The sequence below is a fragment of the Sulfitobacter sp. HI0129 genome (genome assembly GCF_001635395.1).
GTDB lineage: Bacteria > Pseudomonadota > Alphaproteobacteria > Rhodobacterales > Rhodobacteraceae > Sulfitobacter.
Genome location: NZ_LWGH01000296.1, coordinates 1 through 11,810 on the forward strand (window position 1 = coordinate 1; position 11,810 = coordinate 11,810).

Annotated in this window: 12 protein-coding genes and 1 pseudogene; 9 read left to right on the forward strand and 4 right to left on the reverse strand. The window is 65.5% G+C overall.

Features of this window, described 5'->3' with window-relative positions; genetic code table 11:
• Nucleotides 1-206 precede the first annotated feature (206 nt).
• The 4 genes from A3764_RS06595 to A3764_RS06610 are packed head-to-tail and all read left to right on the forward strand — an operon-like array spanning nt 207 to nt 3,872.
• Complete coding sequence (locus tag A3764_RS06595) at nt 207-1,109, forward strand: DMT family transporter (protein ID WP_067922602.1); 903 nt, start codon at nt 207-209, stop codon at nt 1,107-1,109.
• A 32-nt stretch (nt 1,110-1,141) separates the two neighbouring features.
• Nucleotides 1,142-2,419: a phosphopyruvate hydratase gene (eno, locus tag A3764_RS06600; protein ID WP_067922599.1), complete on the forward strand. Its 1,278-nt coding sequence runs from the start codon at nt 1,142-1,144 to the stop codon at nt 2,417-2,419.
• Between the two features lie 2 nt (nt 2,420-2,421).
• Complete coding sequence (locus A3764_RS06605) at nt 2,422-2,940, forward strand: GNAT family N-acetyltransferase (protein ID WP_082851013.1); 519 nt, start codon at nt 2,422-2,424, stop codon at nt 2,938-2,940.
• A 47-nt stretch (nt 2,941-2,987) separates the two neighbouring features.
• On the forward strand, nt 2,988-3,872 hold the full coding sequence (locus tag A3764_RS06610) for a fatty acid desaturase (protein ID WP_067922596.1): 885 nt from the start codon (nt 2,988-2,990) through the stop codon (nt 3,870-3,872).
• A 59-nt stretch (nt 3,873-3,931) separates the two neighbouring features.
• On the opposite strand, the gene A3764_RS06615 is transcribed toward A3764_RS06610, so the two are convergent.
• Entirely contained in the window at nt 3,932-5,077 is a 1,146-nt protein-coding gene (locus tag A3764_RS06615; protein WP_067951354.1) for an anhydro-N-acetylmuramic acid kinase, read from the reverse strand.
• A 65-nt stretch (nt 5,078-5,142) separates the two neighbouring features.
• On the opposite strand from A3764_RS06615, the gene tyrS reads away from it, so the two are divergent.
• The gene (tyrS, locus tag A3764_RS06620) at nt 5,143-6,393 is read left to right on the forward strand and encodes a tyrosine--tRNA ligase (RefSeq protein ID WP_067924631.1); all 1,251 of its coding nucleotides are present in this window, start codon (nt 5,143-5,145) and stop codon (nt 6,391-6,393) included.
• Nucleotides 6,394-6,423: 30 nt separating this feature from the next.
• Nucleotides 6,424-7,023 (forward strand): hypothetical protein, encoded by a 600-nt coding sequence (locus A3764_RS06625; RefSeq protein ID WP_067924625.1) that lies wholly within the window; start codon nt 6,424-6,426, stop codon nt 7,021-7,023.
• 8 nt (nt 7,024-7,031) lie between these two features.
• On the opposite strand, the gene A3764_RS06630 is transcribed toward A3764_RS06625, so the two are convergent.
• The 3 genes from A3764_RS06630 to A3764_RS06640 all read right to left on the reverse strand — a co-directional run bounded on the left by A3764_RS06630 (nt 7,032) and on the right by A3764_RS06640 (nt 10,173).
• Nucleotides 7,032-8,846 (reverse strand): ABC-F family ATP-binding cassette domain-containing protein, encoded by a 1,815-nt coding sequence (locus A3764_RS06630; RefSeq protein ID WP_067951356.1) that lies wholly within the window; start codon nt 8,844-8,846, stop codon nt 7,032-7,034.
• An 87-nt stretch (nt 8,847-8,933) separates the two neighbouring features.
• Nucleotides 8,934-9,698, reverse strand: coding sequence for a GNAT family N-acetyltransferase (locus tag A3764_RS06635; RefSeq protein WP_067919326.1), 765 nt, complete (start codon nt 9,696-9,698; stop codon nt 8,934-8,936).
• Nucleotides 9,699-9,708: 10 nt separating this feature from the next.
• Nucleotides 9,709-10,173 (reverse strand): outer membrane protein assembly factor BamE, encoded by a 465-nt coding sequence (locus A3764_RS06640; protein ID WP_067926766.1) that lies wholly within the window; start codon nt 10,171-10,173, stop codon nt 9,709-9,711.
• A gap of 86 nt (nt 10,174-10,259) precedes the next feature.
• Between A3764_RS06640 and A3764_RS06645 the strand changes: the two genes are divergently transcribed.
• The 3 genes and pseudogenes from A3764_RS06645 to A3764_RS06655 all read left to right on the forward strand — a co-directional run.
• Entirely contained in the window at nt 10,260-10,832 is a 573-nt protein-coding gene (locus tag A3764_RS06645) for a YceD family protein (protein WP_236628097.1), read from the forward strand.
• A 194-nt stretch (nt 10,833-11,026) separates the two neighbouring features.
• Nucleotides 11,027-11,233 carry a 50S ribosomal protein L32 gene (gene rpmF / locus A3764_RS06650; RefSeq protein WP_067926770.1) on the forward strand — a complete coding sequence of 69 codons (207 nt, stop codon included), beginning with the start codon at nt 11,027-11,029 and terminating at the stop codon, nt 11,231-11,233.
• 52 nt (nt 11,234-11,285) lie between these two features.
• Nucleotides 11,286-11,810, forward strand: a pseudogene (locus A3764_RS06655) (phosphate acyltransferase PlsX); the annotation flags it as partial.

Below are 11,810 nucleotides of genomic sequence, written 5' to 3' on the forward strand. Positions count from 1 at the left end.
GGGCTGACACGGCGGCGAACAATGCCGCCCCTGCCGCCGCGACCACGAGGGTCAGCAGCGTATCACCGATGGGGTGCGCGGGGTTTGGCCATCTCATGCCTCTGGCTACCACCGGGCGCAGGGCGCCGCCACCACCCCTTGCCCCTGCCGTGCAAAAGGTTCATGGCCCGGAGCAGACGGACAGCCTGCGGCGAAGGAGCGAACCCATGGACAATCTGCGCGGCGCCCTGCTGATGGTCGCGGCCATGGCCGGTTTCGCCATCGAGGACATGTTCATCAAGCTGACCGCCGACGCCCTGCCGGTGGGGCAGATCATTGCCATGCTGGGCCTCGGCGGGGGGATCATCTTTGCCGTGGTCCTGCGGGCGCAGGGCAAGGCGCTGTGGTCGCCCGACATGGCCAACCTGCCGATCCTTCTGCGGGGCATAGGCGAGATCACCGGCACGCTCGGCTTCGTGACGGCCATCGCGCTCACCCCGATCTCCTCCGCCTCGGCCATCCTGCAGGCCACCCCGCTGGCGGTGACGCTGGGGGCGGCGCTGTTTCTGCGCGAACCCGTGGGCTGGCGCCGTTGGAGCGCTATCGCCGTCGGCTTCGCGGGGGTCCTGCTCATCATCCGCCCGGGGCTCGAAGGGTTCGATGCACGGTCGCTCTTTGCGGTACTGGGGGTCGTGGGCCTCGCCCTGCGGGATCTGGCGACGCGGCGCGTGCTGCCGGGCACATCGTCCATGCAACTGAGCTTTCTGGCCTTCGTGGTTCTGGTACCCGCCGGTATCCTGCTGATGATCTTCGCCGCCACACCCGCGGTGCTGCCGGACGGTCTGCAGGCGATATATCTTGCGGGCGCGGTGACCATCGGGGTCTTCGCCTACTACGGCATCGTGGCGGCCATGCGGGTGGGCGAAGTTTCCTTCGTCACGCCCTTCCGCTATTCGCGGATGCTCTTCGCGCTGATCGTGGGCATCGTCGTCTTCGCGGAAAGCCCCGACAGGCTCACCCTGCTGGGGGCTGCGATCATCGTGGCCTCGGGCATCTACACCGTCTGGCGTGAGCGCAAACATGGCCGCCGCACCGCCGCCAGCCTTTCCAAGCCCGCACCCGCGGGCTAAAAGCCGCCAAACCCCCCGCCAAAGGACCCAACATGAGCACCATCGTCGACATCCACGCCCGCGAAATCCTCGACAGCCGCGGCAACCCCACCGTCGAAGTCGACGTGACACTGGAAGACGGCACCATGGGCCGGGCGGCAGTGCCCTCCGGCGCCTCGACGGGCGCCTACGAGGCGGTGGAACGCCGCGACGGGGACAAGGCGCGTTATTTCGGCAAGGGCGTGCTGGAGGCCTGTGCCAGCGTGAACGGCGAGATCGCCGAGGCGCTGGCGGGGATCGACGCGACAGAACAGGTCGAGATCGACGGCATCATGATCGAGCTGGACGGCACCGACAACAAATCCCGCCTCGGGGCGAATGCGATCCTCGGCGTGTCGCTGGCTGCCGCCAAGGCCGCTGCCGATTACTGCACCCAGCCGCTTTACCGCTACGTGGGGGGAACCTCTGCCCGGGTCCTGCCGGTGCCGATGATGAACATCATCAACGGCGGCGAACATGCCGACAACCCGATCGACATTCAGGAATTCATGATCATGCCCGTCGCCGCGGAAAACATCCGCGATGCGGTGCGCATGGGGGCGGAGGTTTTTCACACGTTGAAAAAAGAGCTTTCCGCCGCCGGGCTGGCGACCGGGGTCGGGGATGAGGGCGGCTTTGCCCCCAACATCAGCTCCACCCGTGATGCGCTTGATTTCATTTTGAAATCCATCGAGAAAGCAGGCTACAAACCGGGAGAGGATATTCACCTCGCCCTCGATTGCGCCGCCACCGAATACTTCAAGAACGGCTCCTATGTCCTCTCAGGGGAGGGCAAAACCCTCTCCAGTGAGGAGAATGTGGATTACCTTGCCGCGCTGGTGAAGGACTATCCGATCATTTCCATCGAGGACGGCATGTCCGAAGACGATTGGGACGGTTGGAAAGCCCTGACCGCCGCCATCGGGGACAAGGTCCAGCTGGTGGGTGACGACCTTTTCGTGACGAACCCCGAAAGGCTCGCGCAGGGGATCGAGCGGCGCTCGGCCAATGCCATGCTGGTCAAGGTCAACCAGATCGGCAGCCTGACCGAAACGCTGAAGGCCGTGGAAATGGCCCATCGCGCCGGGTTCACCAACGTCATGTCCCACCGCTCCGGCGAGACGGAGGATGCCACCATCGCCGATCTGGCCGTGGCCACCAACTGCGGGCAGATCAAGACCGGCAGCCTCGCGCGGTCGGACCGGCTGGCCAAGTACAATCAACTGATCCGGATCGAGGAAATGCTCGGCGAAACCGCGGAATACGCCGGTCGGTCGATCCTGCGCGGCTGATCGTGAAGGCGGCTGGGGTCAGCATCACACCGGCCACCACGGCGGCGGAGCTTGCCGCCGTGCAGACGCTGTGCTGGTCCTACCGCGCCTATCTCGAAAACTTCGCCCCGGTGGAACGCCGCCTCACCGAAGTTTTCTATCCGCCCGCGAAATACGAAGCGCTGATGGGGGAGCTTGCGCATATCCATGCCCGCCCGCGGGGGATCATCCTGCTCGCACGGCAAGGCGATACCCCGGTGGGCTGCGGCATGACCCAACCGCTCGATGACGCGACAGCTGAGATCAAACGCGTTTATGTCAGCGATGCGGCCCGGGGTCTGGGCATCGCGCGGCAGATTTGCGCGCAACTCGTCGTACAGGCCCGGCGGGACGGCTTTGACCGGGTTGTGCTGGACACTTCGCGCGCCTTCGATGCGGCCCGCCGCCTTTACGCCGGGCTGGGGTTTGTCGAAACCGGTCCCTACCAACCGATTCCCGAAGAAATGCTGCCGCATCTGTGCTTCTTCCAGAAGCGGCTCTGACGCATCCCGCCCTTGCGCAAGGCCAATCTCAGGCGCACCTTGGCCATATGGATCACCGCGCGTTCATCGCCACACTGCCGCCCCAGCAAAAGGCAGCACTTCACCGCCGGTCGGATGCCGCCGGGCTGAAGCATCTGGCGGGGCATCTGGGCCTTCTGCTGGCAATGGGTGCCTATATCGGCTTCGGTGGCCCCTTCTGGCCCGTGCTGCTGCTGCCCTATGGCATCGTGCTGATGTTCCTCTTTACGCTCAGCCATGAATGTACCCATGCCACGCCCTTCGCCCGGCCCTGGATCAGCGACGTAGTGGGCCACGCGCTGTCGCTTCCCCTGCTTCTGCCCTTCACCTGGTTCCGGTATTTCCACCTCGCGCATCACAAATACACCAACGACCCGGAGCGCGATCCCGAGATTGCAGGCCATCCCCGGCCCACGACCTGGCGCGACTATCTGATCTACTTGTCCGGCTGGGGCTACTGGACCGGCAACCTGAAAACACTGTTCCGCAATGCCGCAGGCCGGATCGACGCGCCCTACCTGCCGGAACGCCGCCATGCCCGGATGCGGCAAGAGGCGCGTATCCTGCTTGCGCTCTACGCCGGATTGCTGCTCTCGCTACTGTTCAGCCCCGCGGTGTTCTGGCTGTGGATCCTGCCCGCGTTGCTGGGCCAACCCATTTTGCGGCTCTACCTGCTGGCAGAGCATGGTCATTGCCCGCCGGTCGCGAACATGCTGGAAAACACGCGGACGACGCTCACGAACCGGGCGGTGCGGTTTCTCGCGTGGAACATGCCCTTTCACGCCGAACATCACGCCATGCCCGCCGTACCGTTCCACGCCCTCCCGGCCCTGCATCAGGACATTCGCGCGCATCTGGCTTCCCTCTCGCCGAGCTATCGCAGCTTCACCGCCGAATACTTACGCAAACTCTGACGCGCCCTCCGTATTTCCAAATGGCCGAAAATCCCGGGGGTCCGGGGGCAGCGCCCCCGCTACGCCTCGATCAACCCCTGCGACGGGAGGCTCACCCGGCCCCCGCCCACAGCCGCCCGCACGCCGGTCGTTCCGGGACAGGAGGTAGGCAGCCCCCGCGCCACCCGTACGGCGAGATAGGCAAAGGCCTGCGCTTCGAGCATGTCCCCGTCGAGCGCGACATCCTCCACCGCCGCAACCGGACAATCGAGAGAGACCTCCAGCATCCGCATCAGCACCGGGTTATGGCGACCACCCCCCGTGACAAGCACCCTTTCGGGCGGACACGGGCAATGCTGCATGGCCTCCGCCACGCCGGCGGCACACATGGCCGTGAGGGTCGCGGCGGCATCGGCATCGCTCAGCTCGCCCACAAGGGCCACCATCTCGGCGAAATCGTTCCGGTCGAGCGATTTCGGCGGTATACGCGCGAAATAGGGCTCGGCCAGAAACAGCTCCAACGCGCCCTGCTCCACCCGGCCCCGCGCCGCCAGCGCACCTCCTTCGTCGAAGGGAAGGTCCCGCCGGGTCTGCAACAGATCATTGATCGGTGCATTGGCGGGGCCCGTGTCGAAGGCCAGCAGCGCGCCTTCGGTTTCAGGCCGCGCGATCGCGGGATCGACCCATGTCAGGTTCCCCACCCCGCCGAGGTTCAGAAAGGCCACCGGGCGGCTCAGACCGATGCTGCGCGCGCAGGCGTGATGGAAAAAGGGCGCGAGCGGCGCGCCCTCGCCCCCCAGTTCGACATCGGCGCTGCGAAAATCCCAGACCACCGGCACTCCCAGTGCGTCGGCCAGCGCCGCGCCGTCGCCGACCTGAAGCGTCCCCCGGCCACGCGGCGCATGGGACAGGGTCTGCCCGTGAAAGCCGATCACGTCGATGCCCTCGCCCCCGTCGAAACCGCGCAGCAGGTCCAAATGCACCTCTTCCACGATCCGCGCCGCGGCATCGACCTCCGGCCCGGACCATTTGCCGAAACCGGCGGCGATCACACGGCGTTGCGGCGCACTGTAGACCTTGTAGCGGCTGGGCCCGAAGCCCGTGATCTCATGCCCGTCGGTGCGCAGAACGGCGGCATCCACCCCGTCGAGAGAGGTGCCCGACATGGCGCCGAGCGCCGTCACCACCCCGGTTCGCGGAATCGCCCTCTGCCTGCCGCCATTCATGGCCTTTTCCTTTGCCTGCTCTGCGCCTATAGATTGCCCCGCAATTCCAGCCGAGGGCAAGGACCATGACGTATCATCCCAAGTCTGACTTTCTGCGCATCATGCAGGAGCGCGGCTATCTCGCGGATTGCACCGATTATCAGGGCCTTGATGCCGTCCTGATGGAAGGCGTGCGCCCCGCCTACATCGGCTACGACGCGACGGCGAAATCGCTGCACGTGGGTCATCTGCTCAATATCATGATGCTGCGCTGGCTTCAGAAATGCGGGCACAAGCCGATCACCCTGATGGGCGGCGGCACCACCAAGGTGGGCGATCCGAGTTTCCGCTCGGACGAGCGCCCGCTGCTGGGGCCCGAGCAGATCGAGGAGAATATCGCGGGCATGGGGCAGGTCTTTTCGCGGTACCTGCGCTATGGCGACGGCGAGAGCGACGCGCTCATGCTCAACAACGCCGAATGGCTCGACGGGTTGAACTACCTCGATTTCCTGCGCGACATCGGGCGGCATTTCTCGATCAACCGCATGCTCTCCTTCGAGTCGGTCAAAAGCCGCCTTGACCGGGAGCAGAGCCTGTCGTTCCTCGAATTCAACTACATGATCCTGCAGGCCTACGACTTCATGGAGCTGTACCGCCGTCACGGCTGCCTGCTTCAAATGGGCGGGTCGGACCAGTGGGGCAATATCGTCAACGGGATCGACCTGACCCGCCGCGTCATCGACGCGGAGGTATACGGGCTGACCTCGCCGCTGCTGACGACCAGCGACGGGCGCAAGATGGGCAAATCCGCGGGCGGTGCCATCTGGCTCAACGGTGATATGCTGTCCCCTTACGAATTCTGGCAATTCTGGCGCAATTCGACCGACGCCGACACGGGCCGGTTCCTCAAGCTTTACACCGAGCTTCCGGTGGACGAATGCGAACGCCTCGGTGCGCTAGCAGGGTCCGAGATCAACGAAGCGAAGATACGGCTCGCCAACGAGGTGACGACGCTGCTGCACGGGGCCGAGGCCGCGCGCACCGCCGAGGCCACGGCGCGCGAAGTCTTCGAAAGAGGCGGCACGGGTGACGATCTGCCCACGCTGACGCTAAGCGCGGCAGAAGTGGCCGACGGCATCTCCATCGTGCAGCTGATCGTCAGGTCGGGGCTGGCCGGATCAGGCAAGGAAGCCAAGCGCCTGATCGCGGAAAACGGCGCGCGCATCGACGATGCGCCGCTGTCCGACGCGGGGCTGATGCTGGATGCGGCGGCCCTGTCCTCTCCGGTCAAGCTGAGCGCGGGCAAGAAAAGGCACGCGCTGGTGCGGGTGGAGTAATGCGCCCGCGGCGCCGGGGGGCGTGATCCCATGCCCCGCCGGAACCGCGTGCAACCTGACGGCAGCTTCCTGGCCCATCCGGCGCGGGGTGCGTTCATGGGCAACCGGGGTATCCTGCACGATGCGCAAGGCCGGTTGACCTACCGCCGCTGGGCCACCCGGGGCTGGGTGATCTGCCTGCTTTCCTTCGCCGGTCGCCCCGCGCGTCCGATCATGGCGCCCGGTCGCTATACGGAACTCTTCTTTCACGATGAAGCCGTCGCACTGGCTGCCGGGCATCGGCCCTGCGCCCAGTGCCGGTTTGAGGCTCATCAGTCGTTCCGCCGCGCCGCCGGTATCGAAGGCAGCATCGGTGCATTCGACAAAGAGCTTCATGCGGCACGCGCCATTCCGCGCGTCTTCGGTCAGCGGCGCCATAGCTCGACCATCGCCGATCTGCCCGATGGCACCTTCATCGCAGGGGACGAAGGCAAGCCCGTCCTCATCCATCAGGACGCGCTTTATCCCTTTACCCCTGAAGGATACGCAGCACCCCGCCCGCTGCCCCGAACCGGCGAGGTCACGGTGCTGACGCCCGAACCTTCGGTGAATGCCCTGCGCGGTGGCTATGCCCCCGTGATCCGGCTCTGACAAGCGGATCAGGCGTTCGCCTTCTCCTCCAGCGTGAGCCAGTCTTCCTCGGCAGCGGAAAGCTTTTCCTGCCGTTCGGTCAGCGCCTGCGTCGCCTTGCGGAACTTGACGGGTTCGCGTGTGAAAAGCTCAGGGTCGCCCAGAAGGGTTTCCAGCTTGGCGATCTCGGCCTCCAGCCGCTCGATCTCCGCCGGGAGCGCCTCCAGCCGGTGCTTTTCGGTGAAGCTCAGCTTGCTGCGCGGCTCCTGCGGCTGTTTCGCCTTCGGCTTTGCCGGGGCGGGCTTTGGCTTGACCACGCTGCCTGCGAAATCGTCCTGCCCGCGCTGACTGAGGTAATCGCTCCACCCGCCCGCATAGACCGTCGCCCGCCCGTCGCCTTCCATGGCGATGGTGGTGGCGGCGACCCGGTCCAGAAAATCGCGGTCGTGGCTGACCAGCAGCACGGTGCCGTCATAGGTGCCCAGAAGCTCCTGCAGCAGATCGAGCGTTTCGACATCCAGATCGTTGGTCGGTTCGTCCAGCACCAGCAGGTTGCTTTCGCGAGCCATGATCTTGGCCAGCAACAGGCGGGCCTTTTCGCCGCCCGACAGCGAACGCACCGGGGCGCGGGCCTGCGCCTCGTCGAACAGAAATTCCTTGAGATAGCCCACCACATGCTTGGGCTGTCCGCGCACCAGCACCTGATCCGCCTTGCCTGAGACGCGCATTTCGGGATCGCCGGTGAGGCTGTCCCAAAGGCTCATGTCCCCGTCGAGCTGGGCGCGGGCCTGATCGAAAAGCGCGATTTCAAGGTTGGTGCCCAGTTTGACCGTGCCCGCGTCGGGGGTTTCGCGGCCAATCATGATATTCAGCAGCGTCGTCTTGCCCACGCCGTTCGGACCCACCAGCGCGATCCGGTCGCCGCGCTGCACGGTTATGGAAAAATCCCGCAGGATCGTCTTGCCGCCGAAGGACTTCGCGATGCCCTCCGCCTCGATCACCTTGCGTCCCGATTTCGGCCCCGATTCCAGCGACATGGCCGCCGTGCCCTGCCGGGTGATCTGGGATGCCCGTTCTTCCCGCAAATCCTGCAACGCCCGCACTCGGCCCTGATTGCGCTTGCGCCGGGCAGAGATACCTTCGACCGCCCAACGCGACTCCGCCTTGATCTTGCGGTTGAGCTTGTGGCGCTGCATGTCCTCTTCTTCCCAGACCTGATCGCGCCAGGCCTCGAACCCTTCGAAGCCGGTTTCCTGCCGCCTGACGCTGCCCCGATCGATCCAGAGCGTCGCGCGGGTCAGCGCGCGCAAAAAGGCGCGGTCATGGCTGATGATGACAAAGGCGGTGCGGGTGGCTTTCAACTCGTCTTCGAGCCAAGCGATGGCTTCGATATCCAGATGGTTCGTCGGCTCGTCCAACAGCATCAGTTCCGGTTCTTCGGCCATCAGCCGCGCCAGCGCCGCGCGGCGACGCTCCCCGCCGCTGGCGGTGGCGACGGGGCGGGCGGGATCGAACTTCAGCCCTTCGCCTGCGCGTTCCACCTTGTACATCTCGCCGGGGTCGAGGCCATGGGCCGCGAAATCGCCCAGCGTTTCAAAGCCGCTCAGGTCCGGATCCTGCTCCATATAGCCGACCGAAACGCCCGGCCCCGCGACCACATCGCCGCTGTCGGGCTCCACCAGCCCGGCCATGACCTTCATCAGCGTGGACTTGCCGGAGCCGTTGCGCCCCACCAGTGCCACCCGGTCCCCGGGCTGCACGACAAGCGACAGGCCCTCGAAGACCGGGTCGCCGCCGAAGGTCAGTGAAATTTCGTTGAGTTGCAAAAGGGGTGCGCGTGCCATGCCCGCCAGCTAGCCATGCGGCGCGCCATGGTCAATGCCCCGCCGGTGCGGTGGCGGAAATACCTCTTCCCGGCGCGGGGTGCCGCGTCAGACCAGCGCGCGCAGCAGCTTCTTGCGGCTTTCGGGTATCGCGGAAATCTCCAGCCCGGTGAAGACATGCAGCGTGTTCATCGCATGATCGACGACCGCGTGATCGCTGACCCGCCCCCCCATCAGCAGGTAGCTGCGCAGGAGCGGCGGCATCTTCCGCAGCCCTTCGGCACCAGAGGGCTGTGGCGCCATTTCGGCGGTCAGATCGACGATGGCAGGGGCCCGGCGCGCCACCTGCAGGCGCGGGGGGGCCAGATAGCGTTCCGCCAGCAGGGCAAAGGCCGCCCCGTAGGGCGCGGGATCGGTGCCTGCGAAAGAGGAACAGCCGAAAAGCAGCCGGATGCCCCGCCGATCCACAAGATCGGTGATGCCGCCCCAAGCGGCGCGCAGGATGTCGGGATCGTGCCGGTCCGGGTCCATGCAAAAGCGGCCCAGTTCCAGCATGGGGCCTTTGAAATCCATCAGCCTGCGCAGGTCGTAATGCTGGGCCGCATGGCTCGCCGGTAAGGCTTCGGCCTCGGTTTCCTGCAGCCGGTAGCTGCAGACCAGCGCGCCGCTCGTGCTGTCTTCGATCAGGATTTGCTGGGCTGCCGCGTCAAAGGCATCCCGCATGCCGGCCTGGCCAAAGCTGCGCAGGCGCAGCACCTCGACCGCCTCTCGGTCCCCTTCCCCTTGGGCCGGGCGCACCACATAGCGCCCGCGCTGAACGGACCGGACCGCCGCGGTATCAGGTTTGTCCGGGCGCGACCCCGAGCATGTCATGGGACAGGGCCTAACCCGACAGCCCCGAAGGACCGATACGCCCGATGTTGCCCAGCAACTGCCGCAGGAACGAGGTGTTGCTGACAGGTGAACTGGTGACGCGGCGCGAAATCGGCACCACCCGCCCCCGATCGAGGCCGAAGCGTTCGATATTCTGCACGACGCCGTTTTCCGTAAAGCTGATGGCCAGCACTTCGCGCTCCACCTCCTGCGGGGCGAAGAAGGCTACGGTCTTGCGCCTGCTGCGTACATAATAATAGCCGCTGTTGTCCAGCACGCCCGCCGAGGCGGGCACGCCCACGGTCGCGGCCACCGTATCGCGGGTGTCCACGCCGACGGTGATCTGTTCGAGCAGGTCAGCAGGCGGGATATAGCCGTGATTCTGGTATTGTGGCGCACATCCCCCGAGGATCAGCGCGGCGCCCAGAAGGATCGCCCCCGCACGGGTTGCGTTGGTTCGTCCGGTGCTGCGCATCTGGGTCTGCCCTCTTGCCCTTGGGGGTGATGGCTTTTATCTCGCATAGCACCCCACAGGATTCAAGAAACGAAAGCAGGCCGCGCATGTCCGACACGCCTTCCCGCCCCCGGGCCGAAACCAAGACGGCGATGCGCGTCTCCGGCCTGTCGCAATCCAAGGACAACAGTTTCGCGCTGCGCCCCGACGCCGAAGAGTTGGAGGCGATTGCCCGCGAACTGGAGCTTTCGGCCTTGCGCAAGCTTTCCTTCGAAGGGCGCGTCGTCGCGCAGGGCTCCCGGGACTGGCGGCTCGAAGGGCGGCTCGGTGCCACGGTCGTCCAGCCCTGCGTCATCACGCTGGAGCCTGTCACGACGCGCATCGACGTGGACGTGGAGCGCAGCTATCTGCGCGACTACGAGGAGCCGGAGATGCCGGAGGCCGAGGTGGAGATGCCCGACGACGTCACCACGGAGCCGCTGGGCGCATGGATCGATCCGGGCGCCGTCATGCGCGAGGCGCTCGCCCTCGAAGTGCCGGACTATCCGCGCAAGGATCAGGCCGAATTGGGCCAGATGGTCCATGCGGAACCCGGCACGGCCCCCATGACGGACGAAGACGCCAAGCCATTCGCCGGGCTGGCCGGCCTGCGGGACAAGCTGAAAGGCGACGAAAGCTGAAGCGCCTGCCCTATGCGGGAATTCCTGCTTGCATCGGCCCGCGTTCGCAGTATTTTGCCGCCCTCACTCCATTTATGGTTGGACATCGTGCAGGCTTGGTCCTACACGCACGTCACGCCCGAATGGGAGTTGATCCGAAACACGGCCCGGCGCGCCCTCAGGCGTCATAGGCCCCGAAGGCAAAGGCACCAGACATGGCTGTCCAACAGAACAAAGTTTCCAAATCGCGCCGCAACAACCGCCGCGCCCACGATTCGCTCGAAGGCTCCAACCCGAACGAGTGCTCGAACTGCGGTGAACTGAAGCGTCCCCACCACATCTGCGCGGCCTGTGGCCATTATGACGACACCGAAGTCGTTGCGCTCTCCGAAGAGGTGGACCTCGAAAACGACGCGGCCTAAACCTTAACGGGCAATTCACGTCGTAATTCAGTCAGATGAGGCATTCGCACCGATGACGGCCCCGACCGATCACAGCATGGCGAAGCCCCACCGCACCCTCATATCCGTTGATGCAATGGGGGGGGATCAGGGCCCCGAGGCGGTCGTGGCGGGATGCAGCGTGTCTGCCCGTCTGAACGATGAGATTGCCTTTATCCTGCATGGTGACGAAGCCCAGCTGCGCAGTCTGGTCGAAAAGCGGCCCGAGCTGAAGGGCCGCTGCGAAATTCGCCATTCCGCGGACGTCGTGACCATGAACGACAAGCCCAGCCAGGTCGTGCGGACGGGCAAGGACACCTCCATGTGGTCCGCCATCGAATCCGTCCGCTCCGGCGAGGCGGCGGTTGCTGTGTCCTGCGGGAACACCGGGGCATTGATGGCGATATCCATGATCCGGCTGCGCAAGCTGCCGGGCGTCAATCGCCCCGCGATCGCGATTCTCTATCCTTCCGCCAATCCGCAGGAATTCAACGTCATGCTCGACGTGGGCGCCGATGTGCGCGCGGATGCCGACGACCTGATGCGCTTTGCGCTCATG